At 65.9% G+C, this 24394-nt stretch carries 15 protein-coding genes and 2 pseudogenes; 11 read left to right on the forward strand and 6 right to left on the reverse strand.

The window, feature by feature from the left end; translation table 11 throughout:
* Positions 1 to 99: 99 nt before the first annotated feature.
* Positions 100 to 399: pseudogene (locus MKAN_RS27290) on the forward strand (transposase); the annotation flags it as partial.
* A 457-nt stretch (positions 400 to 856) separates the two neighbouring features.
* Here the strand turns inward: MKAN_RS27290 and ricR are convergent.
* From ricR to MKAN_RS27305, 3 genes are all read right to left on the reverse strand, one after another.
* Complete coding sequence (gene ricR, locus MKAN_RS27295) at positions 857 to 1147, reverse strand: copper-sensing transcriptional repressor RicR (protein ID WP_036394311.1); 291 nt, start codon at positions 1145 to 1147, stop codon at positions 857 to 859.
* A gap of 189 nt (positions 1148 to 1336) precedes the next feature.
* Positions 1337 to 3895, reverse strand: coding sequence for a heavy metal translocating P-type ATPase (locus tag MKAN_RS27300; RefSeq protein WP_023373917.1), 2559 nt, complete (start codon positions 3893 to 3895; stop codon positions 1337 to 1339).
* Between the two features lie 21 nt (positions 3896 to 3916).
* A complete protein-coding gene (locus MKAN_RS27305) occupies positions 3917 to 4255 on the reverse strand; it encodes a hypothetical protein (protein WP_036394134.1) in 339 nt (112 codons plus the stop codon).
* Between the two features lie 214 nt (positions 4256 to 4469).
* Between MKAN_RS27305 and MKAN_RS30115 the strand changes: the two are divergent.
* From MKAN_RS30115 to MKAN_RS27325, 5 genes and pseudogenes are all read left to right on the forward strand, one after another.
* A pseudogene (locus tag MKAN_RS30115) lies at positions 4470 to 4619 on the forward strand (IS3 family transposase); the annotation flags it as partial.
* A 1083-nt stretch (positions 4620 to 5702) separates the two neighbouring features.
* A complete protein-coding gene (locus MKAN_RS27310; protein ID WP_023373925.1) occupies positions 5703 to 8012 on the forward strand; it encodes a WD40 repeat domain-containing protein in 2310 nt (769 codons plus the stop codon).
* Between the two features lie 5 nt (positions 8013 to 8017).
* A complete protein-coding gene (locus tag MKAN_RS27315) occupies positions 8018 to 10906 on the forward strand; it encodes an nSTAND1 domain-containing NTPase (RefSeq protein ID WP_023373927.1) in 2889 nt (962 codons plus the stop codon).
* A gap of 440 nt (positions 10907 to 11346) precedes the next feature.
* Complete coding sequence (locus MKAN_RS27320) at positions 11347 to 12213, forward strand: RDD family protein (protein WP_225722819.1); 867 nt, start codon at positions 11347 to 11349, stop codon at positions 12211 to 12213.
* 219 nt (positions 12214 to 12432) lie between these two features.
* On the forward strand, positions 12433 to 13014 hold the full coding sequence (locus MKAN_RS27325) for a dihydrofolate reductase family protein (protein WP_023373931.1): 582 nt from the start codon (positions 12433 to 12435) through the stop codon (positions 13012 to 13014).
* A gap of 271 nt (positions 13015 to 13285) precedes the next feature.
* Here MKAN_RS27325 and MKAN_RS28990 read toward each other — a convergent pair whose 3' ends face one another.
* The 3 genes from MKAN_RS28990 to MKAN_RS27340 all read right to left on the reverse strand — a co-directional run bounded on the left by MKAN_RS28990 (position 13286) and on the right by MKAN_RS27340 (position 15809).
* On the reverse strand, positions 13286 to 14740 hold the full coding sequence (locus MKAN_RS28990) for an Rv2253/PknI dimerization domain-containing protein (RefSeq protein WP_023373933.1): 1455 nt from the start codon (positions 14738 to 14740) through the stop codon (positions 13286 to 13288).
* Between the two features lie 411 nt (positions 14741 to 15151).
* Positions 15152 to 15634, reverse strand: a complete 483-nt coding sequence (locus MKAN_RS27335) for a type II toxin-antitoxin system VapC family toxin (protein ID WP_023373935.1) — start codon at positions 15632 to 15634, stop codon at positions 15152 to 15154.
* On the reverse strand, positions 15576 to 15809 hold the full coding sequence (locus tag MKAN_RS27340; protein WP_023373937.1) for an AbrB/MazE/SpoVT family DNA-binding domain-containing protein: 234 nt from the start codon (positions 15807 to 15809) through the stop codon (positions 15576 to 15578). The genes MKAN_RS27335 and MKAN_RS27340 overlap by 59 nt, the downstream gene beginning before the upstream one ends.
* A gap of 171 nt (positions 15810 to 15980) precedes the next feature.
* Here MKAN_RS27340 and MKAN_RS33155 point away from each other — a divergent pair, with 171 nt between their 5' ends.
* From MKAN_RS33155 to MKAN_RS27370, 5 genes are all read left to right on the forward strand, one after another.
* On the forward strand, positions 15981 to 16661 hold the full coding sequence (locus MKAN_RS33155; RefSeq protein WP_023373939.1) for a DUF4190 domain-containing protein: 681 nt from the start codon (positions 15981 to 15983) through the stop codon (positions 16659 to 16661).
* A 112-nt stretch (positions 16662 to 16773) separates the two neighbouring features.
* Positions 16774 to 17454, forward strand: coding sequence for a DUF4190 domain-containing protein (locus tag MKAN_RS30120; protein ID WP_080692188.1), 681 nt, complete (start codon positions 16774 to 16776; stop codon positions 17452 to 17454).
* A gap of 99 nt (positions 17455 to 17553) precedes the next feature.
* A complete protein-coding gene (locus tag MKAN_RS28995) occupies positions 17554 to 18081 on the forward strand; it encodes a hypothetical protein (protein WP_023373945.1) in 528 nt (175 codons plus the stop codon).
* A 9-nt stretch (positions 18082 to 18090) separates the two neighbouring features.
* Complete coding sequence (locus MKAN_RS27365) at positions 18091 to 20865, forward strand: vWA domain-containing protein (protein ID WP_225722820.1); 2775 nt, start codon at positions 18091 to 18093, stop codon at positions 20863 to 20865.
* A complete protein-coding gene (locus tag MKAN_RS27370; RefSeq protein WP_023373949.1) occupies positions 20850 to 24392 on the forward strand; it encodes a tubulin-like doman-containing protein in 3543 nt (1180 codons plus the stop codon). The genes MKAN_RS27365 and MKAN_RS27370 overlap by 16 nt, the downstream gene beginning before the upstream one ends.
* Positions 24393 to 24394: the final 2 nt, after the last annotated feature.

Here is a 24394-nt window from a genome sequence, read left to right on the forward strand (position 1 = left end):
GGGTGAAGCCGGGTGTGTCGTTGCCGGTGTTGGGAGTGGGCCATCGCGTAGTGGTCAGTGCGTTGCCGACCAAAGTGACTCACAGAAAGACACGACGCGATGCCCCAGGACCTTTCTGCCCTGCTTGCTCAGCTTGATGCGCTCAAGTCGGCCGATGCTTAGGCGGTGTTCGCCGAGCTGATCCGCGCCGGGCTGCAGGCCCTGATCGAGGCCGAAGCCACCGAGGCGATCGGCACCGGCCGCTACCAGCGCAGCGGCGAGCGCACGGTGCACCGCAACGGACACCGGCCCAAGACGGTATCGACCACGGCCGGGGATATCGAGGTGGCGATCCCTAAGCTGCGGGCCGGGTCGTTCTTCCCGTCGCTGCTGGAGCGGCGCCGGCGCATCGACCGCAGCGGCTCGTCGAGCGATGGGTCGTGCAGCCGGGCGTGCCCGCGCAGTCGTCGCGCCCGCCCTTGCATGATATTCGTCGCGGCCCGCAGAAGCGCGACCGTGTCGTGGCCGCTGTCCTAAGCGGAGCTGCCGAATAGTTTTTGTCTACTGCCAAACTCGATGCCGCCCTTCGGGTCTACGGCGAGTACGCGGATCCATCCCGCACTAATTCCGGGTGCAAGGCCTGCAATCAGTGACCACAGGACAGAGCCCTTGCCGGAACCGGCGCGCGGTAACCGCAAGTGCACCCGGCTGCGTGGTGCAGGCGGAGACACCGCAGGTGCAGCCGGTGGATTCGCAGCAGCAGGCGTGAGTCTCGTTGATAAATGACTCATATACCCGGGCAGGGTGTATGAGTTTCAAGGGTAGCTGTTCTTGTCGGTACTGATAGCAGGCAGCGGGCGCCTGCCCATCGTGCCGATCAGGAACGAACAAGTCGCGCGATAGCCGCGGAGGCCTCGGCCAGCTTCACGTCAGCCTCGTCCCCTCCCTGAGTAATTGCTTGGCTTACGCAGCTGTCGAGGTGGTCGTCGAGCAGGTTCAACGCCACGGACCGCAAAGCACTGCTGGCTGCACTGATTTGGGTGAGGATGTCGATGCAGTACTTGTCGTCGTCGATCATCTTTGCGATACCGCGAATCTGGCCCTCGATTCGACGCAGTCGCTTGGCGTAGCTGTCCTTGTGCGCTACATACCCGTATGTGGATTCCATTTGACCTTCCAGCACTTTAGTCATCGGGTCGTCGCCGGCATCGCCGCATGGTGACGAGTGTGATCGGCCACCAAAGACATCTACGATAGCAACGTTACCCCATAGGGGTACGGTGTAGTCGATTTCTTCAACATATCGGCTCGTGCGCACGCAGGGTTGCTGACATCACTGCCGAGAACGGTGTCATCCTCAGGCTTTGCCAGAGATTCTTTCTTGTTGGGCGCCATCAATTTCGACCCGAGGTTCGATCGCGGGTGTTTCGGTGAGGGGTAGTGGTTGGACGTGGGAGCGGCGTAGGCGGTTAGCGTTGCCGACCACCGATAGCGACGACAGGGCCATTGCCCCGGCAGCGATCATTGGGGAGAGTCGCAGCCCCAGCAGCGGATACAGGACGCCCGCCGCGAGCGGGATGCCAATGGCGTTGTAAATCAGGGCGAAGAAAAGGTTCTGCCGAATGTTCCGCATAGTTGCGCGGGAGAGCCGGATCGCGGTGACCACCCCGGCCAGCGACCCCGAGATCAAGATGATGTCGGCGGCTTCAATGGCCACGTCGGTACCGGTACCGATCGCAAGCCCGACATCGGCCTGGGCCAGGGCGGGCGCATCGTTGATGCCGTCGCCGACCATCCCCACCCGGCGGCCTTCTGCTTGTAGCCGGCGAATCTCGCTGGCCTTGTGTTCGGGCAGAACTTCGGCCAGCACCCGCGAGACTCCCACCTGGCGAGCGATCGCAGCGGCGGTGCGGGCATTGTCCCCGGTGATCATCACGACCTGCAGACCTAGCTTGCGCAAGGCGGCGATCGCCGCGATGGAGTCATCTTTGACGGTGTCGGCCACGGCGAGCACCCCGGCCGGGTTGCCGTCGACAGCGGCCAGCAGCGGCGTCTTGCCCGCGGCCGCCAGATCGGCGCTGATGCTTTCCGATCCCGCTGTGTCGATACCGTTTTCAGCCAACAAGGTCGCAGTACCGACGAGCACACTGTGGCCGCCGACGGTGGCCCGGACACCCTTGCCCGTGATGGAGTCGAAATCCTCGGGGGCACCAACATAAATGCCTCTGTCTCGGGCACCGGCGACCACCGCGACGGCAACTGGGTGTTCACTGTCGGCTTCGGCACTGGCAACAAGTGTCAGCAGTTCGTTCTCCGACAATGTCCCGGTGAGATGGATGTCGGTCAGTGCCGGCTTGCCGGCAGTGATGGTGCCCGTCTTGTCAAGCACGATGGTGTCGAGCCTGTGCGCAGTCTCTAGGGCTTCGGCCGAGCGGATCAGTATGCCCGCGCGGGCGCCCTTGCCGGTGCCGACCATGATCGACAGCGGGGTGGCCAGCCCGAGCGCGCAGGGGCAGGCGATGATCAGCACGGCGACCGTCGATACCAACGCCTGCGTCACCGTGGGTGCTGGGCCGGCGACGAACCAGACCGCGAAAGTGGCTACGGCAGTAGCGATCACGACTGGCACGAAGTAGGCCGAGATCGCGTCGGCCAGCCGCTGAATCGGGGCTCGCGATGCCTGCGCCTGCTGCACCATGCGGATGATTTGGGCGAGCATGGTGTCCGCGCCGACTTTGGCCGCGCGCACCCGCAACGAGCCGGTTGTGTTGACCGTCGCGCCGATCACGGTGTCGCCAATGTGTTTGACCACCGGCATCGATTCGCCGGTCACCATGGACTCATCGACAGCAGATTGTCCGGACAGCACGGTGGCATCGACGGGGATTTTATCGCCAGGCCGGATCACGATCGCGTCGCCGACGGCGACCTCGTCGACAGGAATCTCGGTTTCGGCACCGTCACGCAACACGCGAGCGGTGCGGGCCTGCAAGCCCAGCAGGGCGCGGATGGCTTCACCGGTGCCGGCTTTGGCGCGGGCTTCCAGCAACCGGCCCAGCATGATCAGGGTCAGAATCACCCCAACGGCCTCGAAATACACATCACGTACTTCGGCCGGCAACGCGGTGGAGGCGACCGTCACGAGCAGGCTGTAGCCGTAGGCCGCGAAAGTGCCCAGGGTAATCAGGCTGTTCATATCGGCGCTGCGATGCGCCAGCGCCAACCAACCCGTGCGATGGATCGGCCACCCCACATACATCATCACCGGGGTGATCAACACCAACTGCACCCAATGGTCGAGTAACACCGCCGGCACCCAGCGCGCACCTAGTGGTCGAGCCATCACCGCATACAGCACCGGCGCGGTCAGCACTGCCCCGATCACCACCCGACGGGTCAAATCGGCGATATCGGCGCGCCGTTCTTCGGCCTGGGAGGCTTCAACGTCAGCGGCGGTTGGCTCGCCGACGCCATCGGATGGCGCGTGACCAAAAGCGGCGGCGGTCTTTTCGGGTTCAGCAGATTGCGTGGCCTGACCATTAGGGGTGACGACGAGTGTGCCGGAGATCATGTTCATGCTGCAGACAAATGGGAACGACCCTGCCTGTTGGGGGTTGAACTTGACGATGGTGCGCTGATGGGCGGGCAGGGCCGCCGACAGATGAAGGTCGGGAAAAACGACTCGCGAGCTGCAATCCCCGGTTTCTTGCCGGTCGAATTCGATCTCGACCGGAATGCCCTGGCGTACTTGCACGATGTTGGGGCTGTACCCCCCGCGGATCGTTACCTGGATCCGCTGCACACCGCCGCTCACCGCAGCGGCCTGGGCGCGGCGGGGGGCAAAGAAGTACCACGCCAAGCCGGCGATTGCCAGGGCCGCTCCTAGCACGACTGCGACATCAACGCTTGGAATCACGAGCCTCCTCGCCAATTCCGACTAATCAAGAGCTGCACTGCGACCGCGCTCCCGGGCCGCCTTCCGCGCTAGATCGTTCATGCGGGCCCGGTAGGCCTCGGCATCGATATCCCCGGACAGCCGTTGGCGAACGATGAGCGCCTCTGCCGTAAGGCCCCGGCACCGCCAGAGGCTGGTATCCCTGTCTGAAACGAGCAGGCCGGACAGCCCCACGGTGTCGTGCCGCAAAGTTTCGTCGCGATGCCGCCGGTATTTGCACTTGATCGGCCTGATCATGGTCGCGACGAAGGTAGTCAACAGCACTAAGCCAACCAGCGTTGCGGGCCAATTACCGCCGGTGATCTGTCCCGATGCCACCATAACGACGCCTGCCTATTGTCTTAACACAACGCCAGCCGCTGCACTTCGGTCTACGATGCCAGATCATACCCCTAGGGGGTAGGGACTTAGGTCACTTCGCGTAGGAGCAGAAACCTGCCACCGCAGGAAAAGCGCCGAAGGTCCTTGGAATCATGTGGCGACCGACCCTGCTGTTCCGGCCGCCGCCAGACAGAGTGGATGGAGCGAAAGTTTTGGGTCTGCTCGATTGAACGCGGCCATGGAAAGCTTCTTTGGCCTGCTACAGAACAATGTCTTGGACCGTCGCCGCTGGGACACCCGCGAACGACTACGCATCGTCATCGTCACTTGGATCGAACGGACCTACCACCGCCGGCGCCGCCAAGCCGGCCCATCAGGCCGCGTAACAGAAACTGTCACCTATTCCTGCAGCAGACCCAAATACCCTGTTTGGCCCGCGTCCGGGCATCGAACACTAACTCCTGTGATTCGCGCAGTGCTCGTCGCGGCAGCCAGCGCAGCAGCCGCCGTCGCCGCGCCTCCGGTAGCCAGTGCCGACCCGGTTGTCGACCTGATGGGCAGGCTGCCGCCCGGGGACAGCAAAAGTTCGTGCCATTCGGTCGACGGACCGTTGGCGGACCCGGGGCCATAGCCATGGTGGAATGTTCGGATAATTCGCTGCCGGGCGGCCCAACAAGCGCGCGCTACACACTGTTCCGCGATACCGGCACGCTAGAAAGCCCTTCACCGCTATTTACCACTCACACCACTTCAGGGCCGCCAACTGCCCTGGATCGGGCTCCACGCCGGCTTCTTGGACTCGACCGGACGGCAAGCCCGGTGGCTCGATCGCTTGCGGCAACGTTGAAGGCGACACCGCTGCCTTGATGTGGACGAACGACTCCGGTCCGCTCATCGCCTTGGCCCAAGGGGGATCTGAGACCAATAACCTGCCGGGGCCCGGCGTCGACGCCCTGTGGCAATGGTGGTCCAGTTCGGTATTACCCGGCTGAATCGCGCGCCGACGCATTGGGGGACTCTGGCCGCCAGGGACGAACAGCTCGCGTGGCGAGGCAGCCGGCCGCTGACGCCGAACCCGCCGCGGGCCAGCGCCGCCGTCGTCCACGTAGCCGCAGCCTCGGCGCTAACCGCCTGCCCCGACCGCCCGTGCGAGCCAGCCAAGTTGAGCATGCCTACCTGGCACTCACCCATTGCACCGGCTCGTGGAACCGCGGAGGCAACTTGCCGGTGCTATCCGAACTGGGCCGATAAGAGGTCAAAAGGCTCTGTTTGGAGAATCAAAAGGCTCTGTTTGGAGAACTCTTCGACCGCTGACACTGAGTAGTCGGGATCGGAACCTTGGCATCGGCTGCCGATCCCGGCGATAGCGCTGGAGGATCACCGGGCAAGGGCCGGCCCCGGGTGATGTCTTCGGCACTGCAAAGGTGTTGCTGCAAAGGAGATTTCGGTGGACGACACGACCGAACCGCCGGCCGCCGGTGACCAGGCCGCCGCCGGGCACCGGGCCACGGTTGCTGAGTCCAGCCGCCCGCGGGCGCTCATAACCGTGCTCGCGGTAGCCGCCGTCATCGCGCTGGTCGCCGCAGTTGTTGGCTTCGTCATGGCGTTCCAGGCAACGCGAGAGGCGAATCGCAATCTTCGCCAGGCGACCAGCCTTCGCCTGGTCGCCGAAGCTCAGTCGATCCTGGCCCGTACCCGCATCGGGTCGGACATCACAGCCTTTCAAGGACTGGTCGCGGCGCAGCGACTTGCGCAAACCCCTGATAACGGTCCGTTACGCAGCGTGCTGGAAGACAACTACCGGGCCCTGAAGATCATCGAGACCTCCTTCCAGCCACCCAATGCAGTTACCAGCGTCGCGTTCAGCCGCGATGGGCGGCGAATTGTCGCAGCCGATGACCTTGGCGTGTCTGTATGGAATGCCGAGTCCGGCGGGGCAATCGGCGAACGGGCGCACCTCGACGGTGTCCGAACTGCGGTGGTCAGCCCGGACGGCACGCGGGCCGTCGCCATCCTTCGAAACACCGGGCAGGTATTGGACGCCGAGACCGGCCATCCGATCGGCGACCCGCTGAAGCTCAACGGCGCTGAGGTGGCGTTCAGCCCGGACAATTCGCGAATAGCGTGCGGCGGCAACAACGGCACCATTCAGATCTGGGATCTCAACACCGGCCGAACCGTCGGTAAGCCCCTGGCCGGGCACCAGGGTCCCGTCATCGCCCTGGCGTTCAGCCCCGACGGCAGACGGATCATCTCCGGCAGCGCGGACCAGACAGTGCGGGTGTGGGATGCGGCCACCGGCCAACCGATCGGTCAGCAAACGACCGGCGGCTCGGTGCTCAGCGTGGCATTCAGCCCCGACGGCACACGGATCGCCTCCGCCAACAGCGACGGCACCATCCAGTTGTGGGACGCTGACGCAACCCACGCCGTCGGCCCGGCGATGACGGGTCACGCGGGAAACGTGTACAGCGTGGCGTTCAGCCCCGACGGCACGCGGATCGCCTCCGGCGGTCAGGACAAGACGGTGCGGTTGTGGAATGCCGACACCGGTCAGCCCGTCGGGCGGCCATTGGTCGGCCACCGATGGACGGTCGGAACCGTGGCGTTCAGTCCCGACGGCAAACGGGTCGCCTCCGGCAGCGGGGATAGGACCGTCCGACTATGGAGTGCCGAACCCGGCCCGCTCGTGGGCCAGTCCCTGACCCCGCCCGGCTGGACTCCGTCGTCCCCGGGCTGGGTAAAGAACGTCAAAGTGGCGGTCAGTCCCGACGGCAGGTGGATCGCCTCCGGCGGTGACGGCGTCGCGCTGTGGGACCCGGCCACGGGTCAAGCCATCCGCGCCCCGATCACCGAATACGGGGAATTCGTGGCGTTGAGCCGCGACGGCAAGCGGATCGCCGCGATGGGTGACGGGAAGGTCCAGGTGTTGGACGTGGGCACCGGCCGACCCGTCGGCGCCCCGGTGGAGAACTGGGAAGTGCGAATCGTTGCATTCAGCCCGGACGGCACCAGGATCGTCTCCGGCGGCGACGACCAGACCGTCCGGCTGTGGGACGTGGCGACCGGCCGGCAGATCGGAGACCCGATGACCGGCCACAGTTCCGATGTGAAAGGCGTCGCGTTCAGCCCGGACGGCACGCGTATCGCATCGGGCAGTCGCGACGGCGTGCGTTTGTGGGATGCGACGACCGCCCGGCAAGTCGGTGGACTGATGGCAATCGGCGGTACGGAAAGCAGAGGTGTCGAGAGCGTCGTGTTCAGCCCGGACGGCAGGCGGATCGCCGCCGACGAAGACACCGTCGCGGGCACCACGGTGCGGTTGTGGGACACGGCGACGGGCAAACCCGTCGGCCGGCCGATGACGGCGAAGACCTTGATGAGTTATCCGGGCCTGCTGTTATACGAGATGAGCGTGGCGTTCAGCCCCGACGGCAAGCGCATCGCCTCGACTGTGTGGGACCACACCGTGCGATTGTGGGATGCCGACACGGGACAACCTGTCGGTGCTCCGCTCAGAGGCCATACGGCGGACGTAACGAGCGTGGCATTCAGCCCCGACGGAACGTTCCTCGTGTCCGGCAGTGAGGACGGGACCGTGCGGTTGTGGCTCAACTATCCCGACGCGGCATCGGCGTTGTGCGCCAAGCTCTCCACCAACATGAGCCGCCGGCTGTGGCAGGCCTGGGTGTCTCCCGGCATCGACTACGTCGAAGCCTGCCCCGGCCTTCAGATCAAGAAAGAATACGAGTGGTAGGTCCCATGAGCGGCAACGATGCGGTCAACAACGAGATCGAGCAGATCCTCCCGCGCGACCCCCAGCAGCGCCAGACCGCATTGGAGCTGTTGCGTTCGGCGTTCATTCCCTGGTTGGTCACCATCAATCCCGAAGACCATCATCCGATGCGGCGGGTGGCGCGCCAGGCTGATCTGCCGGAGGCAAGCCGCCCACTGATTGACGCGCTGGTGGAAAAGCGGCTGCTGGTGCGCGACGAACGCGACGGGCAGGCGGTCGTGGAGGTGGCGCCGGAAAGCCTGCTGTATCAATGGGATGAGCTTGCCGGCTGGCTACGTGCCGAACGGCAAAACCTCGCAACCGCCGACGACGTCGAACGCAACGCCACCGCCTGGACCGCCCACCACCGAGACCCCGCCTGGCTGCTTACCGGCACCCGGCTCACCGACGCTGAAAACCTTGCCAGCACAACGGGATTCCGTGATAGGCTCGCCGGCGCGCGCGACTACCTGGCCGCCTCCCGCCAGGCCGAAAACGAGCCCGTCGCCAACGAAGAACGACGCCAAGCCGAATTGCGCCAGGCTGAGGAGCGGGCACACTTCGCGCGGGAACGCCAAGACACTGCCGAAGCCCACGCCGCCGAACTGCGCAAGCGCGTCCGCATCCTGCGTGCCGTCCTGGCCGGCACTGTCGTGATCGCCCTTATCGCCGCGATCGTGGCCGTGGCCGGGTTCGTTCAAGCCAACGACGCCAAACACCTGGCGGAAACCCGGAATCGGGAAGCGATCGCCTTGAAATTGAGTTCGCAGGGACAGGCCATCCTCGCGGGTGTTCGCGCCGGAGGCGATGTGCGGGCGATCCAGCAGATCCTGGCCGCACCGGCCATCGCGCCCAGTACCGACATCAGTGCGCTGCTCACCGCCGTGGTGGAGCGACAATCCACCATCAAGATCATCCCGACGCCCGACGCGGTTTTCAGTGTGGCGTTCAGCCCCGACGGCCTCCGCATCGCCTCCGGCGGCGCCGATAACACGCTGCGGTTGTGGGATGCCGCCACCGGCAAGCCCGTCGGCGCCCCGCTGACCGGCCACACCGCCCCGGTACTCAGTGTGGCGTTCAGCCCCGACGGGCGGCGCATCGTCTCCGGCAGCGACGACAAAACGCTGCGGTTGTGGGATGCCGCCACCGGCGCGCCGATCGGCGCCCCGCTGACCGGCCACACCGGCCCGGTGGAAAGTGCGGGCTTTAGCCCCGACGGGCGGCGCATCGTCTCCGCCGGTGACACCATCGCCGACGGCACGGTGCGGTTGTGGGACAGCGGCACCGGTCAGCAGATCGGCGCCCTGCTGACCGGCAACAGCGGCCCGTGGGACAGTGTGGCGTTTAGCCCCGACGGGCGGCGTATCGTCTCCGGCAGCGGCCCCGTCGGCAACGTCGGCCCCGGCACAGTGCAGGTGTGGGACGCCGACACCGGCCAACCGATCGGGCAACCGCTGGTTGGTGGCACTGGGCCGGTGTTCAGTGTGGCGTTTAGCCCCGACGGGCGGCGCATTGTCTCCGGCAGCGCCGACAGCACGGTGCGGTTGTGGGACGCCGGCACCGGTCAGCCGATCGGTGCTCCGCTGACCGGCCACACCGGCGCGGTGGCCAGTGTGGCGTTTAGCCCCGACGGGCGGCGCATCGTCTCCGGCAGCGCCGACAGCACGGTGCGGTTGTGGGACGCCGGCACCGGTCAGCCGATCGGCGTCCCGCTCACCGGCCACACCGGCGCGGTGGCCAGTGTGGCGTTCAGTCCCGACGGGGGGCGCATTGTCTCCGGTAGCCCGGACGGGCGGCGCACACCCCCCGGCAGCGTCGAGGGCACGCTGCAGTTGTGGGACGTCGGAACGGGCCAGCAGATCGGTGCCCCGCTGACCGGCCACACCGGCGCGGTGGACAGTGTGGCGTTCAGTCCCGATGGGCGGCGCATCGTCTCCGGCAGCGACGATAAGACGCTGCGGTTGTGGGACGCCGCAACCGGTCAGCCCATCGGTGCCCCGCTGAGCGGCAGCACCGCCTCGGTGTCGAGTGTGGCGTTTAGCCCCGACGGGCGGCGCATCGTCTCCGCCAGCGCCGACACGGTGCGGTTGTGGGACGCCGGCACCGGCCAGCCGATCGGCGCCCCGCTGACTGGGCACACCCTGTGGGTGACCAGCGTGGCGTTCAGTCCCGACGGGCGGCGCATCGTTTCCGGCAGCGCCGATGACACGCTGCGGTTGTGGGACGCCGGCACCGGGCAGCCGATCGGTGCCCCATTGACCGGCCACACGGCCTCGGTGTCCAGTGTTGCGTTCAGCCCCGACGGGCACCGCATCGTCTCCGGCAGCTACGACAAGACCCTGCGGTTATGGGACGCTGCCACCGGTCAGCCGATCGGCGCTCCGCTGACCGGTCACACCGAATCGGTGACCAGTGTGGCGTTCAGCCCAGACGGGCACCGCATTGTCTCCGGCAGCACCGACACCACACTGCGGTTGTGGGACGCTGCCACCGGCGCGCCCATTGGTGCTCCGCTGACCGGTCACACCGACTCGGTGGACAGTGTGGCGTTCAGCTCCGACGGGCGGCGCATCGTCTCGGGCGGCAGCATCGCCGACGGCACGGTGCGGTTGTGGGACGTGAGCACCGGCCAGCAGATCGGACCACCGCTGAGCGGCCACACCGGCACGGTGTTCAGTGTGGCGTTTAGCCCCGACGGGCGGCGCATCGTCTCCGGCGGGCTCGACATGACACTGCGGTTGTGGCCGGGGCCCGCGGCCTGGCCTGATCTGTTGTGCGACAAGCTCGTCGCGAATATGAGCCACAAACAGTGGCACGACTGGGTATTCCCCGACATCGACTACATCAGGCTCTGCCCGAACCTGCCCGTCCCCTAACACCCACCCGACGAGGTTTACGACACGTCCGACAGCTATCCATGGAGCCGACCGGCCTCAACACTTGTGGCAGAAAACGGTGAGAGACTTCCCCCGAGAGGTAGTGATACGCAGTGGCGCGCCCAATTCCGAACGCAGCGGCCAACTTACGCACCGGTGCAGCGGCAGCGAGCCGCCGCTGCGGCTTTTGCCTACCGGGGTTGAGTTTCGACGGCTTGGTGGCCGGCGACCTCGGACGCGCCGCGATTCAGGGGAGACCGCTCGCCGCTCTCGGTCCGGGTTCCGGTTCGCAGCGGGTGTCGAACCGAACTACCACGAGGCGAGCGGCTAGATCGGTGACGCGTTGCGCGCCCAGGCTCGACAGTTGATGCCTCGACCCGCAGGGGAAGGCGCTGATGAACAAACCGCAATCACGAAGCGGAAAAGCTTCAGGCCTCACGGTGACCAGGGGAATCTCGCTGATCTTGCTGGCGCTCTTGTTCGGGCCCATTGCTTCTGCATCCTTACCCGAAGGCCCTACGCACTGGAACGAATACGCCACCGCGGGGGCCGACACTATATGGCGCACTTACTTTCTGGCGATCTTGGCGCTCTGTGTCGTGGCGTTGGTGCTGGGCATTGTCTCGCTGACAAGACCCGCCAGTCACCCGATGTTCAGTGTTATCGAAGGGGCAGCGGTGATCGTCGTCGGGTTAGCCGGCTGCTTACTTGGGGTCTTATCTGTCGGTAACGGAACCGATGTGGCGACCCCGCTCACCTTTCTCGGTACCGGGGCTCTGTTCGCACTCGCCGGTGGAATAACGACGTTGCTGTCCATAATTGCGGTTGTCGACCGACGCCGTCCTGGTGCTCAGCCGTCATCCGGGGCGCTGCCGTCCGGTTTGCAGCCCGGTCCGTTGGGCTTGCGGTTTCTCGCCCGGCTGATCGACGGCCTGCTGGTCGTCATTGTCGCGGTGCCGCTGGCCGTGCTGGCGGAAATTCACATCGGGGCTGCCGGCTTATTCCCCGGTTTGTTTTCCGGGTTGCTTGCCTTCAGCTACTTCGTGGCGTTCGAGGTGAGTCAGGGCTGGACCCTGGGCAAGAAGCTGCTGGGTATGCGGGTACACGGACCGCCCGGCGCCGAGAAACCGACCGTGCGGCAGTCCGCCGTCCGCAACCTCTTCACACTGCTGGCGATCATCCCCTTCGTGGGCGAACTGCTCGTGCTCGTCGCCGGCATCGTGATCGCGGCGACCATCCAGTCGAGTCCCACCAAACAAGGCAAACATGACGAGTTCGCCGGCGGAACCCACGTGGTGAAGTATTGATCCCGGTGGCCGGCGTCGGCGAAATCTGACGCGTCACTTCGTATCGCACATGTGCAAGACCTCGGGATCGGCGTGGCGCGCCCGTCTTTCTGGTCGCCGTATTGCTGACCGCGGGCCGGAGCGGGCGGCCGGGCTCCAGGAGTCCAAGGGCGATGAGTTTTGCCATGGTTTCCAGTCTGTATCCCCAACACGCCGGCAACCGCACCCGAGGAGCGCATCATGACCGCTAGCTACACCTTCGACGTCTTTTCCAGCCTCGACGGCTTCGGCGGCGTCAGCGGCGGCGACTGGAGCGGCTACTGGGGCAAGCAAGGCCCCGAATTGCTCGACCACCGCCTCTCCCTGTACGACGAGCACCAGCGAATGGTCTTCGGCGCCAACACATATCGGGCATTTGCGCAAATGCTGGCCGAGAGCACCGAGGAGTCCGAGGTGCATGACCCGTGGGTCACCCGGATGAGACACCTGCCGGCGACGGTGGTGTCGACAACCCTGGATGGACCTCTCGACTGGCCCGACGCGACCGTCGTGAGCGGCGACGCCGTCGACGTCGTCGCCCGGCTCAAGCAGGAGTCCGAGGTGCCGTTGCGCTCGCACGGCAGCCTGTCGATGAACCGAGCGCTGATGGCGGCCGGCCTGGTCGACCGCGTCCAGGTGACGCTCTTCCCCGTGATAACCGGTCAGACCGGTGACGACCCGATCTACCAGGGCGCGGCCGACTTCGACCTCGAGCTGATCGAGAGCCGAACGCTCGACGGCAATATCCAAGAGCTCATCTACCGGCCCACCCTGCATGTCTGAGCGCTCCATACCCACCCGCCAAGCAGCCGAATCCGGCCGGAAGTTCCAGCCACCGACATGCCCGACCGGTCCCATGGCCGCCCGTCACGCGGCTTGCTGATGGCCCCGCCTCGTCGCCATCGTCCGACGAGGTGGGCGTCGACCACTGTCCAATGGTGGGGGGCGGACTCGATGAGTTTGAACGCCATCCCGGGCAGTGCGGAAGCCGGGGCCTTTGGTGACCCGCCGGCGTCGTGAAGGTCGACTCGATCGGGTTGGTCCGACCAATTTTCTACGGGTGGGGGCTGGTGCTGGGCGGCGCAGGTGGCAGCTGGAACAATGACGGATCGGCGAGGACCACCGCCGCGGGCACATCGCCTTTGCGTGTCGCCAACAGCGGGGTTCGATAGACATATCCGCGATTGCCGCATTCGTCGCTCATAGCGGTGTCGGTCTGGATGCCTCGAAGCGTGCCGTCAGGCTGCGGCTCTAATGACCACACGAAGGTCTCACTGGTGGCGACTTGCGGGTTCGTTCCTCCGGGGCAGCCCTGGCCGGGCCCAAGGTGAGGTGTCTGTTCCCAGCGACCATCGACAAAACGGAGCACCATACCGCCGCCTACTGGCGCTTGGTGGTTTTCCTGGGCCAGTTGGGCACCTGTGGCGACGCATCCAGCCGATGTGCACAACGAACGAAAGGCCCACCAGTCGACACTGGGCGCCATGTCACCAATCGTCTGCTTGCCGTTCACCGTCTGCTTCGACCAGTCATACTCCACGCTGAAGGTGCCGTCGAGTACCGGAGTCGCACCCGCAACCGGTGGAACCGGGCTGCTGGTCAGTGGTGTGACGGTAATGGTCGCCGGATCGGCCACCGTAACGGCGGGCGGTAGATCGCCTGTCCGCACCGCCACCAGCGGAGCCTGCCAGACCGTGCCTATGAAGCCGCATTCATCGGTTAAGACGGTATTGGTCCAAAGGCCTCGAAGGGATCTGTCAGGCTGCGGCTCCGCGGACCACGAAATGATTTGGGTCTCGGTGCCCGGGCCGATTTTCCCGTCTGCGCCCAGGCACCGCTTACGCGGATATTGACTCGTAACGGGTGTGCGCTGCCATTGGCCGTTGACAAAATGGAATTCGGCTGTGCGCGGGGGTGTAGCCGCCACTTGGTGGTTCGTGTCGTCCAGCACGGTGCCGCTGGCAACGCACCCCGTGGACGAGCAAAATGAGCGAAATGCCCACCAAGAACTGCTGTTCGTCTTGTCGGAAGATGATGCGGGAGCGCCATTTTCGGTCTGCTTGGCCCAGTCGATGTCTACCCGGTAGGTGCCCTCGAGCACGGCGGCCGGAGGCGGTTCGGCGGCCGCAGGCGGTTTAGCGGCGGTGTTGTTCTGGATCATCCGGTAACCGATGACACCGACGACTATCAACACTGCCATCGCCATCGTCGCGGCGAGGAGGATCCAGGGCTGGCTGCGCTTCTTCCGCCTCGCCGCAGCCGGCGGAGAACCGGTAACCCATGCCGGCGTCGAGGCCTTCGGTACATCGTGGTAGCCGGGGAAGGCCTCGATCACCGGCGGTAACGGCGGTCCGCTCGCGGTAACAAACCCATCCCGCGGGGGCTCTGCTTGTTGTGAACTCGAGTCGACTTCGTCGAAACTCCCCGTTGGTGCGGTTGCCTCGCTGGGCTCGACGCCGGTTGTACCCTGATGCTGCGTCGGCGACCCGTGGGATATCACCTCGTTCACCGGCTGAGGCTGGTCTCCCGGCCTGTGCGGATCGACATCGTTGGACACTTGCCTTTCCTTTCACATGCCGCTATCTCGGATCGTAGTGGTGAGAACCTGGTCGGCAGAGGGAAACCCGGGATTCGCGGTCCTCGATGAGAAGCCATGAGACCCCATGAGGCCCAACGAGACTTGCCATACCCTCATCCGGGGCAGCTGTTGATGACCACCCTCACGACCTGCCATACGGCCGCATTCGCTGCCACTCGTGCGCGACCGCCTGGCTTTCGGTTTCGGGTATCGGCACGACGCCGGCGCGGCAAGAGGTCTCTGGTCGTGTCGTCGGTGGGTGCAGTCTCCGGGATATTTTCAAGACCTGTGGATCGGTGAGTTCAGGCGACCTCCGATCCGGCGGTTTGGGGCCACTGTCACCTACGTCGCCCCGCCGTGCGGCAAGAGGAGCTCGTAAGTAACGCCGAGCACCCGATACGTGGGCTCCGCACGCCTATCGCAGGTGATGAGCGGCAACTTGTGCTCGCGGGCAGCGGCGCCGACCAGACCGTCGTAGAGTGCGCCACCGGCCAAGCCCGCCTGGACGAACTCCTGCAACAGGTCGGCAGTGTCAGTTGCCGACAGAAAGCGAGAATCCGGAAAATTCGTCACCTCTAGCCGCAATGCCGCAGCCGGACTAAGGCGCTGTGGCGGCGGCAACCGGGTCAGGACCGACAACAGCTCCACCGCAGCATGCCCAGACATCCCCCGGCGACAGGACAGCAGCCTAGCTCTTGCCGCACGGTGAAATGGGTTCTCCCGCTGCGCCAATGCGAGTGCCGCGCTGGTATCAACAAGCACATGTTCAGCGTTGATCGCCAAGCCGTAACTCCCTGACCGCGTCGTCGTCGAGCTCCGGCCCACCCCCGGGTAGCAGGAGAAGACCGTCCAGTTCGACGAGCTCGTCAACCGCCGGACTTTCAATACGGATAGCAGCCCCCTCGACCGAGATCTCGACCTCTCCCGCAGTAATGCCCGACTGCTCGCGAAGCGACTTCGGGATCACCAAACGCCCGGCCTTGTCAATGGTAGTACGCATACCATTACGATACCGCAGTCATGGTACATCTGTGGTACATAGAGCGACAGTCAATACCCCTGATCATTGCCCGCAACCTCTCACCGACCGGTTGTCAGCAATATGGGTGACCCGGAGCCGCAAGATGGTGCAATCTAGAGCGGTGCTTACGGTCGTGCCGGGAAGGCGCACATGACCTCGGGCGGATACGGCGGGGGCTCGGGGGACCCGTTCGGCGCCGGCTCCTTTGACGCCGGCTCATTCGGTGGTGACGGCCCGGTCCCCGGGGCGCCCGAACCGCGCAGACGCCGCCAAGGCGAGGTCAACACGCTGGCCACACTGTCGATAGTGTTCGCGTTTTTCTTCGCCCCGGCAGGGGTTGTGCTGGGCCATGTTGCGCTGGCGCGGATCTCTCGCAGTGGCGAACGAGGGCGTGACCGCGCGCTGATCGGCCTGACGCTGTCGTATGCGTTCATCCTGTTCGCGGCGGTCGCCCTGGTGGTGTGGCTGGTCATGGGCGGCGGTAGAGGCCCTTCGCCAGGAGGGACAACCACCCCGACCACCACGCCGACCACAGCCACCCCGTCGACGAGCATCGTCACCAGCATCGTCACCGCGCCGTCGACAACGCGGCCAACGTTCCCGGTTGAGGACATGCGGGTCGGCGACTGCGTGGAGATACAGCACCTCTATCCCGACCCGACGAACCCCGATCAAACGCAGATAAGCCTGTTCTACTCCGTGCCGTGCGAGGTTCGCGACGGAGTGTTTCGGGTCGACAAGATCGCCACACAGAGGAGCCAGTGCCCCGGCTACGCACTGGTCAACGCCGACGAGACCCTCTTCGCGTGCGTCTCCAATTTCCGTGGATGACCCGGCGAGCGTATTTGCCTGGAAGAAGCTGTGAATGGTGTCGCCGTTTCACGTCGTTGAAGGAATCTGGTAACCGGGGCCGACGGGGGCACCGGACCGATAGACTGCGTCGGTGAACCACTCTGGGGATCCGTTTCGCCAGGATTCTGCTGATCAGTTCGGTACGAGCGGCGGGCCGCCCGCGGTCAGCTACCCGCAGCCTGGCGGCGATCCGTGGCAGGTGGGAGGAAGTGCGTTCCCCACCCCACCCGTCCAAAAGGCGAGCTTAGACACGTTTGCGGTGCTGTCAGCGATCCTGGCCGTCCCGATGCCCCCGGCGGCCGTCGTGCTGGGGCATCTGGCATTGCCCCGAATTCGCCGCACGGGCGAGCGCGGGCGGTTAGCGGCCATCCTGGGACTGGTAACCGGGTACCTGATGTGTGCGGTGCTCTTGGCCGGGGCGATCTGGGTGGCATCGACTAGTCGCTCGCCGTCGAGTCGGAACGCGGCCACGCCGACCAGTGCACCGTCGCTGCCGGCGTCGACGTCAACGTCGACGTCGATCGTGACGGTGCCGCCGTCCATCCGGCCACGCGTGAAGATCGATCTCAGCCAGGCCGCAGTGGGCACCTGTGTGGAAATTCAGCGCCGAGGAACCCAGGCGGACGAGCTTGATCTGTTCAAGGTCGACTGCGAGCACCGCCAAGGTGTGTACGTGGTCACCGCTCGGGTAAACAATCAGTACGAGTGCAAGTCGACATACATCGCTGCGCCTCCGGACCGCGCATTCGCCGTGTGCTTGAACCTGTACTGATCGGTGCCCGCGGACCGCAGACAGAGGGAATGGAGATGATGCAGACCGACTGCTGGCAAGGTTTTGGCACCTCAGCCGCACCTAGGGGTTCCAGCTGAAATGGCGCCAGCGGATCCGTTTGACTTCAGCGATTTCGGCGCCCCCTCGGCCCCCCCGTCGCAGCCGCGTAGCACCCCGGCACCTCGTCAATCCGCTGGGCGGGAAACGAACCGTCCATTCGACACCGGTTTTGACCCGTTCGCCGACCAGGCCTTCGACCAGGCCCGTCCAGTTGCCGGCGACGCTTTCGGCGGTTCCGATCCCGGGCTGGGGGAAGCCGCGCTGGTGGTCGCGCGTCCACCCGTAGCGCTTTTCGCGCTCGCGCTCGGGCTTGCGGTCGCCGGGGTTGTGATCGGAATGCTGTGGGGCACTTCGTTGCCGGCCGCGTTTTCCGGGTGGCTGCTGGCCGGTCCGGTGGCGATCGGGGTGCTGGCCGAGTTCACCCGGGTGGACACCCAACGCCGGGCCAACGCGGTGTATTCGGCGCCACGGTGGGTCGCAACCCTGTACTGGGCGGTCCTGGGAGTGTGTCTTCTCGGTATCGCCGTCGGCGCCTGGCATATCGCGATCTGGGCGGGCAGGCTGTAGGACGACCTGATGATGATCGTCAACCAACTAGGCCGACGCCCCGCAACCCCGGGAAGAGCGCTGGGCGGTATCCCGGGCCGCATCACAGCGGTTGCTGCGCTGGCTGGTGCCCTTATGTTGTGGGGATCGCTCCTGCCGACAGCCCAGGCGCAACCCGACACCGGGCCCGACAATGGGGTGGCCCGCTACGGTGCCTGCCTGGCCGCACAGAAACAGGGTGAGTTGCTGATCCTGGTCGACGAGTCAAGCAGCCTGCAAGACACCGACGGCAAAGCTGCGCGCGTGCAGGCGGCCAAGTACCTGGTGCAAACATTGGGTCGTTACGCCGACCGTATCCAGGCCAAGCTCGACGTCGCCATCGCCGGGTTTGCCGAAAGCTATGTCTCCGAACAGGATTGGACGCCGCTGACCGGTGCCACCGCCCAGCACGTGGGCGATGCGCTGTCGACCCTGGCGTCGAAAAACACCGGGATCGACACCGACTACTGGCTCGCTCTCGACGGCGCGCGCCAGGCGCTGGCCTCCCGCGGCAGCGGTGTCGGCGGCGCCGACCGCTGCCAGGCGATCGCATGGTTCTCCGACAGCAAGATCGATTTCACGGCGCGGCCGCTGACCAAGCCGTACGCCGAAGGGGTTCCCCTGAATAGTGCGAACGGCGTGGCCGAAACGATTCGGCTCGCCACCGAATCGATCTGCCGGCCGGGTGGGCTTGCCGACCAACTGCGCTCCCGCGGCATCGTGATGTTAGGTGTGGGACTCGGTGACGCCGCCCGCGCGTCCCAGTTCGACGTCATGTCGGCGATCAGCACCGGGCGGGGCCTCAACGGAATGCCCTGCGGCAACATCACTGAACCCGCTCCCGGCGATTTTTACCGGGTGTCCAACATCGACGACATGCTGTTTGCCTTCGATTCGCTCAATCCCGAGCCCGGTGTACCCCAGCGCAAAGGCCCGGTGTGCGAGTTGCAGGTTTGCCAGGAGGCCCGCCACGACTTCGTGCTGGACCGGTCGATCAAGTCGGTGAAGATCCTGGGCTCCGGCGGCACGCCCGGCATCGTCCCGTACCTGATTTCGCCCGCCGGGCAGAAGGTCGAGTTGCCGAACAGGTCAGGCCCGGTCAGCACCGAAATCGCTGGCACCCCAGTCGAATACGAATGGCTTTCGGAGTCGTCGCAAACCATCACGATCCGCAATACCGGCAGTCCCGACTGGCCGGGGAAGTGGGCGATCGTCTACGTCGACACCACCGGGCAACACCCGGACGCGGTGTCGCGGGTCAGCATTCACATCATCACCGACATATTTCCGGTCCTCGTCGACGCCGCGAAGGTCGCCTGGCGCAGCGGACAAGCCGTCAAGGGCCTGACCTTCGGTTTGGCCGACGGGCAAGGCAATCCGGTCAAGCCCGGCGACCTGGCAGGCACTGCGACGCTGTCGGCGGTGCTGGAACCTGATGGTGCTCAACCGATTCCGCTGCTGGTGTCGGTGCCCAAGACCGACATCGGCAAACCCGTCAACGCCGACCTGACCACCGTCAAGCCGGGTCATGCGACCCTGCGGATGTCGTTGACCATCACCACCGCTGCGGCGACCGATCGCAGCGGCGCCCAGATAGCCCCGGGAACCACGCTCTCGCCCCAAGACGTCGCGATGTCGATCCAGATTCTGCCCAAGTTGGGGCTACCCACCCCGGCAGGCCGGATCGACTTTGGCACCGTGGTGGGCGCCAGGGGCGCGACCGGCTCACTCGCCATCACCGGGCCGGGATGCGTCTGGATCGCCGCTTCCGACAAGGACAACATCATCGCCGCCCCCGAGGGCATCGGGACCACCCGCATCACCTCCTCGGCCGATGCGCCGCAAACCTGTCTGAAGGTAGCTGCGGGTGAGACCGCCCGGCTGCCGGTCACGTTGCGCACCGACCGGGACGGCCGCGGCGGCCTGAGTGGGACTGTGCCGGTTCATATTTCGCCCCTGGCCAACCCGAGCGACGCGCAGGTCGTCGACGTCCCGTTCGTCGCGTCGCTGACCAAGCCGCTCAGCAAGACCAACTTCGTGCTGGTGTTTCTGGCCGCGTTGCTGCTGGGTCCGGGCATTCCGCTGGCGCTGTTGTATGCCGGCAAGTGGTATGCGGCCAAGATTCCCGGCGAGCCGATGCTGGCCGAGCGGATACCGGTCGAGGTGGACCCCGACTCCGACACCGTGGTCCGCAACGGCTCGCCGTTCGACATGGCCGACACCGACCTGCTCAGGCTGGTACCGGGGCTGGCCGGAGGTGCCCGAAAGCTGAGTGTGCTGGGGGTTACCTTGAGCGCGACCGTTGGACGAAGCCCCTTCGGCACCGGGCACGTCATCGTCGATGCCGACGGCAGGGTCAGCGTGGGCTCGGCACTTCCCGGCACGGATCGCACCGGTCTGAAGGCGGTGCTTCCCCTTGCCGTGCACAACAAATGGGTGGTGTTGCACGATCCCGGTGGTCCACCGAATGCGGCCGAGGTGCTGCTGCTCGTGGGCGGGCGAACCGACACCGCCGTGCGTCAGCGACTCTACGACGATGTCGGCCGACGCCTACCCGAGCTGCTGACAGCTTTGCGGCAACGGGCGGCCGACGCCGGACTGGTCGCGTCCACCGACGGCGAGCCCGGATCACCGTCCGCCTCCACCGGGGCGGCCGCGCCCGCACCGGACCCGTTCACCACGGCAGAACACACCGCGCGGCCGGGCGGCTATGATCCCCGGCCTTTCGACCCATTCGACGAAGGAGCCTCATGCGACGATTCCTGATTGTTGGTTGTGGCGGCTCGGGCGGCGCGACGTTGGCCTACATGATGGACCAGCTGCGCTCCGAACTGCACGCGGCCGGTATCGAGAGCCTGCTGCCCGGTTGGCAATTCGTCGTCATCGATGTGCCCAGCGGGGCTGAGGACGGACCGGAGGGGCTGAGCAACGTTCCAGCGCAGGGCGGCACCTACATCGGCTGCGGCCCGCAGGGCAGCAGCTACGCGATCCTGGACGCGGCGCTTTCGCAGCGCCTGGCCGCCAATGCTGCGCTGGATACCATCGCCACCTGGGCGCCGCGCCACCCGGAGGAAGTGACCAATCCGATCTCGACAGGTGCCGGACAGTACCGCGCGATCGGGCGGATGATCGTCCTGAGCAAGGCCGGCGAGATCCGGTCTCGGCTGCAAGCCGCCTGGGATCAGCTATTTCGCGTGGAGACCATTTCTGCGATGTCGACGGCGCAGGTCCCGGGCATCGGTCAATTCGACCCGCATCAGCCGCCGCTGGTGCTCGTGGTGTCGTCGATGGCCGGCGGCGCCGGCGCGTCGATGGCCTTGGATGTGTGCCGGTTGTTGACGCTGGTCTCCGGGCTGGACCCGAGGTTGATGGGCTTGTTCCTGGTCACGCCTGACATTTTCGATTCGCTGCCGGAGAGCGCCCGGACCGGCGTTCGGGCCAACTCGCTGGCCATGCTGGGTGAGATCGTCGCCAGCCAGTCCGGCGCGGCCAGGGAGCACGACGTACGGATCCTTCGGGCGCTCGGACAGCAACACGGTGAGGGCGAGCCGATCCCGTTCGCACGGGTCTTCCCGGTCGGCCGCTATGTCGGCGCCGACCGCACCCTGTTCGGGGACGGCTCACCGTTCGCGGTGTACCGGGGACTGGCCCGCGGCCTGGCCGGTTTAATGATGAGCGGCACGGCCAGCGACCAGTTCGTCTCCTACGACCTGGGCAACACCGCCTCGCCGGCCGGTGATCGGGACCTGTTGGGGTGGGGCAACTCGGTGTGGGATCCGCTGCCGTGGGGGACATACGGGTTTTCCAGCCTCAGGATGGGTCGCGACCGCTACGCCGAATACGCCGCGCAGCGACTGGCCCGCAGCTGCGCTGACAAATTGGTGTCCGGTCACATGCAGCCGGGTAATCCGGCGTCCAGCAACGAGCAGCTGGAGTCGTTGCTGACCAGCCAATGGGCGGCGATCTGTAACGAGCTCGGATTGCTGGCCGCCGCCGGCAGCGAGGACATCAACGCACTCGGAAACTGGGTGGCCAACGTGGCGTTCCCAGCCCAGTCGGTAGCCCCCGTCGTCAATACCGTCATTGATCGTCAACTCCGCAGCCACCTGCCCAGCCCGGAAGGAATGACCGCCGCTCAGTGGGTTCCCGTCTTCCGGCAGGCGATCACCAACCGTCGTGATGCGCTGGCACACGCCTGTTCCGACGCCGGCTACCGCCTGGCCTTCGGCTGGCAACGGGCCTTCGCCGACCGGCTCGACGACGTCGTCGGCAACGCGATCGCCGACTTCGGCCTGCCGTACGCCCGGGCGCTGGTCGACCAGCTGCGCCGCCACATCGACGACGTGCTCACCGCGCCCATGGGCCAGCTCGGTTCGATGGGGTCACCCGACGTCGTCGCGCTGCCCCCCAACGTCGACACGGCGCTGGCGTCGCTGCGCGGCGTGATCACCAACGCCGACCAGGTGCTCGCCACGACATTGGACGGCTTCCGCGGTGCCGTGCGCCGACAGGTCTATGCCACCGCTGCGGCGCGGCTGGCAGATGTGTTCGCCGTGATCGGTGGCGAGCTACTCGTCCCGCTGCGCGACGCGCTCTCTGAAGCGCTGATCCTGCTGGAGAACGCGCAGGCCGAGCCGCCGTCCGATGTCGGTCTGGCCCGCCTTGCCACTGACCAGTACGCGGCGTGGCCGGCCGATGCCGACGAGTTCGTCCCGTCCCGGTTCGCCGAGGCCAACAACGAGGTCCTGCTGATCAGTTCGTCGGCCTTCAAGCAGCGCTACGAGAGCGATCTCGTCAAAGTGATCGCGGCCGGCCACACACTGGTGCCGTTCCGGGCCGCGGTCGGGGAAGCCACCACACGGGTGATTCTCGGTGAGTGGCAAACCACCGGCGGCATGGTCGCGCCCGGCGGTTTGTTGGAGCGCAGCGCGAATTGGGTCACCCGTGCGCTCGGTTCCGATCCGGACACCGGGCGCTCACGGGTGCCGTCGGTGGCCCAGTTCGATGTGCACACCCGCCCCGCCGAGTTGCTCGCGCGGGCACGGCTGTACGTGGAGCGACCCGGTGAGGCATTCGACGAGTTCTGCCGGGTGTCGCTGCGCGACTATGTCCAGGGGGCCGGAGCCCCGGAATCCGAATTAACCGCACGCCGCCACGACATTGCCACCAAGTTCGCCGAGGCCCTGTCGCTGGCGCGCCCGTTGGCCAGCGTGAGCGACCAGGCGCTCACCCGCGTGCATCCCGGCCAGCAGGTCGAATACCGCTACAAGTTTTCCGAGATCCCGTTCGCGGGCCAGCCGGTGGGGATGGCGCTGGCCGACACGCTGCGTTCGAACCCGCGCGTCGACCAGGCCAGCAAGGACAACTTCGCGCGCGCGCTCACCGACGATGACGGCGTCACCCACATCGACATCTTCGGCTCCTACCCGAACTACTCACCGCTGGTCTTCGACTCGGTGCTGCGGCCACCCGCCCAGCAGTGGGCCGAGGTCGCCGGTCCAGGCCGCATGCAGTTCTGGCGGTATCGTCGTTCCCGGCCGCTGCAGGCGTCGCTACCGATGGGTGACGCCGAACGGCGTACCATGACCGCCGGCTGGCTGCTCGGCCAGATCATCGGGCGGATCCAGATACCCGAATCCCCTTACATAGAGCCGGTCCGGGTTTATGACGGCGATGCCGAGCAGTGGCTGAGTTTTCCCAGCCCGCTGTTGACCCCGCCGTCGAACTTCACGGCCTCCTACGACTGGCTGCCGGCGGTGCTGGAGGGGGTACTGCTGGCGATCGCGCAATCGCAAGATCCGCCGGTGATGCGCTCCCTGCGCCCGTATCAGGTGCTGCGCGGGCTCTATGACGCTAATTCGCAAGACCCTGCCGGCGGCATCGTCCAGCTTTCCGGGGTTGGTCTGCTCCGCGATTTCATCCTCAATGGGTGGTCGACCCCGGACGTCGTATCCCGGATCAAAGCCATCACCGCCGCCGAAACCCCAACCGATCGGGCCATGGCCGCCGAGGAGTGGCTGGCAACCGTCCGGGACACCGCCGCCGAATATCTGCCGCCGGGCACGTCAAGAGCGGTGAATGCAGGGGCCTTCGCCAGGATCGCGACCCGCTCGAAGGCCTCCAAGACGCCGATTTTCCGCGACCTGGCGCCTGACGTCTTCTGGGCCGCCGAGATGCTGATCAAGTTGGTCCGCCAGGTGAAGGCGACGGCTGTCGACGGCAAATCCCCAACCGCTGCGGTGACTTTCGACGAGGGGGAGCAGGTCGTGATACCGGACGGCGGAACCTTCTAGCG

Origin of the sequence: Mycobacterium kansasii ATCC 12478 (genome assembly GCF_000157895.3) — a bacterium.
Taxonomy (GTDB): Bacteria; Actinomycetota; Actinomycetes; order Mycobacteriales; family Mycobacteriaceae; genus Mycobacterium; species Mycobacterium kansasii.